The organism is Candidatus Magnetaquicoccus inordinatus (assembly GCF_004217665.1).
Taxonomy (GTDB): domain Bacteria; phylum Pseudomonadota; class Magnetococcia; order Magnetococcales; family Magnetaquicoccaceae; genus Magnetaquicoccus; species Magnetaquicoccus inordinatus.
The window spans coordinates 1-4,064 of sequence record NZ_RXIU01000266.1 but is presented as its reverse complement, the minus strand read 5'-3'; the positions used below and the strand labels follow the sequence as shown (position 1 = coordinate 4,064).

The following is a 4,064-nucleotide window of genomic DNA, read 5'->3' as shown; positions in this document are numbered from 1 at the left end:
GCAACCAATCCGCTTATTTGGGTACAACGACTTACAAAAAGCATGGCGAGCTATTGTAATGCCATGCGTTTAAATAGATGTTATAACCGTAAAAAGAGGCTTGGGACAGGGGTTCGCGTTCGGCCAGCTTATAAGCCCCACACGTAACGGCTTAAGTTAATGGCATTGAGGGCACCTCCCTGGCCGGGTCCAGGGATGGAATCCCTGGGATTTTGCTTTTAATCCTTTAATCTTTTGCCTTTGGCGCGCTTTTCAAACTAAGCCGACGCGCTCTTTGCGTCGGCGCAGCGCGCCTAATGGAAGCAAGCTGTGGGTATTGGCGCGCATTTTTTGCGCCAATGCCCACAGCATCCCCATGGGGGTAGAGCTGGCGAGCCAGCACGAACCTGAATAGTTACAATATTTCATACTTTCAGTTCTGTCTATTTCCGTGCGTGCAAACCCGCCGGGCGCTGGGAGCGTGTGGCAGTTAAAAAATCACTTCATGATCTCTTCCTTTGCCGCGAAACCATAATTGACCGCGTGCTTGCAGGGCCAGGGCTTGTTGCAGGATGGTTTGTCTGGCGGCATGGATGCGTTGGCGTTGCACAGGGCCGATTTCGACCATGGCTTCGCGCAGGGCATCGGCGGCGCGGGGGGTAAGATTATCGAGGATGCGTTCCACCAGCGGCCATTCAGCCCCTTTGAGGGCGACGACCCAGAGCTCTTGTTCGGTTTCGCGCAATAAATTTTGCAGGCCGCGTTCATCGACGGCGAGCAAATCGCTGAACAGGAGCATCTGGTCACGAATTTGTCGCGCCAGCCCTTCATCCTGCTCTTCCACATAGGAGAGCAGACGCATCCCTTTTTCCTGGGAGAGGAGTGACAAAATTGCTGCAGCTTTGCCGATACTCATGGCTTGATTCTCCGGCTGTCGTCAGATAATTGACGAGCAAATGGCAGGCTTGCGGGGATGAGGGGTAACAGGCTGGCTCACTGTCACAACATTGTCGCAGAGTCAGCGCTCTTTGTAGAGCAACAAAACCGGCAGAGGCAACTACACGCCCCCAAGCCTACTGAGCCATGCGGAAGAGTGAGCCAACCATTTTAGCATTTGGCGCCAAGACGGCAACAAACATCCAGAAAAAATTTCATGCTTTGCAAATGATCTGTTGCTCTGGCTCTCTTGATAATCTCTTGCAGAAAATGGTCTTGTTGTACAGCTCCTGGATTTGTTTTAGAATACCTAAGACCGCTATTTTTCATTGCTTTTATTAAATAAATTGAGTGGCAATTAGCATAGGTGCCTTGATAACCATCTGGTTTTTCTAGCAGTTCAGGATCGTTATCAAGGACGGAATAGTGCTCCAGACATGCAAGAAAATCACTTGCAGCAGGAGATTGTGTAAAAATTTTCTGGTTACCCAAAAACCATGATTCTATACATCTGTTCTGCACAATGATGGAATAATGCACCGGGGTCAAAAGCTGTTGAACAGGGGCAAGAATTTTTTCAATCGACTCTCGGCGTACATCCGTACCCTCCTCATCGGCATCAAAACAGAAAAACAGATGATCGATGGTGATTTGGCTATTGAGCTCCAACTCTTTTACCGCATCGGCAATAAACTGTTCACACGGCGGGTAGCCTTCCGAGGAGATAATATAAAAATGGTTACCTCCCAAATCGCTAAACTTGTTCACTGGCTCAAGACCAGGAAAAATGATTGGGATCCATGATTTATATACTCTTTTCTCTGTCCGTCTACCTTCGACGATAAAGTATAAGTTCATGAAATCCCCTCTTGATAGACATCGGAGTTGATCAAGAGACGGAAGCGTTCCAAAGCCGATTTGCTTTGCAACTCTGGAATCTCGGTAGCATCTGTGGCCGTAATCACGCCACCGGATCGGGTGACCACTTTCCAATCGGTCCAGGGAATGTTGTTGATCACATAGGGATGATGACTGGTCAAAATAAACTGAATCTCTCCTGCCCGCATCCGCACCAGATCTGCCACCTGTGACAGACAGTTGACACCAAGATTATTTTCAAACTCATCGATCAAAAAAATGGAACCTTTTGGTGCAAGGTATAATTCAAAAAACATTTTCAATGTTCTGAGCATGCCTGCAGATAGGTCTGGTCCATCTATCCAGTCATTTACATCTTTTTCTTTTACTGCAATTACCCAATAGTCCAAAGATCCTTTAACTTTTTTCGAGAAATACTCCTTTGCACTAACAATTTTTATCTGTTCTATAAAAGGAAAGACATCTAAATAATCCCGAACTATACTATCAAACCGCTCTGAAAAATTATCTTGCAGCTCTTTTATCCTGTAAATAAGTGGTTCATTTTTTTTCGCTTGCAACTCAATAAAGGAGTCTGAGAGAGAAAAATCATCTACACAAAGCTCAAAACTCCAATCAGGATCGCTGTCACTGACGATAATCCCTTGTAGAGCTCTATTTAGCGGAGAGATGGTATTCTCTTCAGCCAACAAAGTTACAGCACTTTCAGACCATTTTAATTTTGGCAAAATATTGCCATTATATCTAAATACATCTTCATTAAAATCTCTATATATCACTTCCTCTCCGTTGATGGCAACTTGTTCAAAGAGAATAACGGTATCGCTGTCGCTATTATCTCTACTCGAAGATGACTTAATAAATGGCCTCTTCTTTTTTTTCTGGGATATTTTGCCCTCCCACAAATATATTTTATCATCCAAATTAAATTTAACTTTCCAGATTAAGCTAGGCGCTTTATCTGCACCATATAAGCCGACCTGGCGCACACGACGAAACAGATCAAGAATTTTTGTCTTGCCCACGCCAGAAACACCAACCAGCAAAGTGAGTTGCTTGAAGGAGGTTTCTTGAAGCTTCAGGGAACCCATGGAGGCTTCAAAGGATATTAATGACATATGCTAATTTCCTGACCAGGCTAAAGATGTTTATGCTTATACGCTGTTGAAGAACAACCATCGCACAGAATGCATTATGTTATCAAAAACAGCAATGACTTTTCTGCACATAATACAAAACAGACCCAAAGTCAACAAGAAAAGCAACTTTCCCCACTACGCAACCCAGCGGAGATGCGTTGGTATGGCAACTGGCAGGAGATTTCGGATTGCAGGATTTTCTTTGCTCTGACAAGATAGCAGAATCATGATGAGAGTTAAAAGGAGTGGAAGATGCAAACGATGCGGTGGCAGCAGCGCTTGGAAAACTTTCAGAGAGCACTGCAAACTCTCGATGCGGCCATGGCTTTGGCCAGTGAGCGGCCCTTGTCACAACTGGAGCAACAGGGGTTGATCCAGGGCTTTGAATATACCCATGAACTGGCCTGGAAACTGCTCAAGGATTATCTGGAATATCAAGGAGTTTTTGGACTGATTGGCTCCCGTGATGCCACTCGCAGCGCCTTCAAGAATGGGTTGATTACCCAGGGCGAGCTGTGGATGCAGATGATTGCCGATCGCAATCTGACCTCTCACACCTATGAACAAAGCCGGGCACAGACCATAGCGGATGCCATTGCAGGAAGCTACTACCCTGCTTTCCAAGAGTTGGCCGCACGCTTTATCCAGCTTCAGCAAGCAGCAGGAGAGTGATCGGTGAATCATGGGTTGAGTGCGGAGAGCGTGGAAGCTGTGCAGGCTGTTCTGGCACGTTTTCCGGCTGTCGCAAGGGCTTTGTTGTATGGCTCCCGCGCCCGTGGTGACTTCAAACCTGGATCAGACATCGACTTGGCTTTGTGTGGCGACACTTTGACTCATGAGCACCTTACGGCAATTGCTTGGCAACTGGATGATTTGCTGCTGCCGTATACTCTGGATCTCACCATTCTGGAGCATATGGCTCCTGTTCAGCGGCGGCAGACCATTATCCAGGAGGGAAAGCTGTTCTACGAGCGACGCCAAACAAAGGAGTGTCCCATGAGCGACATCCCTGCAGGAACAGAGTGTGCCAGGACTACCCTGCCGATAGGGCTTCCCGTTAGGAAAGAGCCTCCATAAGAAGAGGTGTGCAGCAAACGTAACTAATCAGGTTCGTGCTGGTTCGCCAGCTCT

At 46.8% G+C, this 4,064-nt stretch carries 5 protein-coding genes; 2 read left to right on the top strand and 3 right to left on the bottom strand.

Translation table 11 applies throughout. The annotated features are described in order from the left end of the window. Positions 1 to 469: 469 nt before the first annotated feature. The 3 genes from EJP87_RS14340 to EJP87_RS14330 form a co-directional block, all read right to left on the bottom strand. Positions 470 to 895, bottom strand: a complete 426-nt coding sequence (locus EJP87_RS14340) for a FliG C-terminal domain-containing protein (protein ID WP_130472549.1) — start codon at positions 893 to 895, stop codon at positions 470 to 472. 191 nt (positions 896 to 1,086) lie between these two features. Continuing rightward, complete coding sequence (locus EJP87_RS14335) at positions 1,087 to 1,773, bottom strand: hypothetical protein (protein ID WP_130472548.1); 687 nt, start codon at positions 1,771 to 1,773, stop codon at positions 1,087 to 1,089. After that, positions 1,770 to 2,912: an AAA family ATPase gene (locus EJP87_RS14330; protein ID WP_130472547.1), complete on the bottom strand. Its 1,143-nt coding sequence runs from the start codon at positions 2,910 to 2,912 to the stop codon at positions 1,770 to 1,772. Before EJP87_RS14330 ends, EJP87_RS14335 begins: the two co-directional genes overlap by 4 nt. Positions 2,913 to 3,185: 273 nt before the next feature. On the opposite strand from EJP87_RS14330, the gene EJP87_RS14325 reads away from it, so the two are divergent. Together EJP87_RS14325 and EJP87_RS14320 are read left to right on the top strand one after the other, a co-directional pair. Continuing rightward, complete coding sequence (locus tag EJP87_RS14325) at positions 3,186 to 3,605, top strand: nucleotidyltransferase substrate binding protein (protein WP_130472546.1); 420 nt, start codon at positions 3,186 to 3,188, stop codon at positions 3,603 to 3,605. Between the two features lie 3 nt (positions 3,606 to 3,608). After that, on the top strand, positions 3,609 to 4,010 hold the full coding sequence (locus EJP87_RS14320) for a nucleotidyltransferase domain-containing protein (protein ID WP_130472545.1): 402 nt from the start codon (positions 3,609 to 3,611) through the stop codon (positions 4,008 to 4,010). Positions 4,011 to 4,064: the final 54 nt, after the last annotated feature.

Coding starts and splice junctions, on each gene's coding strand:
- EJP87_RS14340 (WP_130472549.1), bottom strand. CDS start 895: ATGAGTATCGGCAAAGCTGCAGCAATTTTGTCACTCCTCTCCCAGGAA.
- EJP87_RS14335 (WP_130472548.1), bottom strand. CDS start 1,773: ATGAACTTATACTTTATCGTCGAAGGTAGACGGACAGAGAAAAGAGTA.
- EJP87_RS14330 (WP_130472547.1), bottom strand. CDS start 2,912: ATGTCATTAATATCCTTTGAAGCCTCCATGGGTTCCCTGAAGCTTCAA.
- EJP87_RS14325 (WP_130472546.1), top strand. CDS start 3,186: ATGCAAACGATGCGGTGGCAGCAGCGCTTGGAAAACTTTCAGAGAGCA.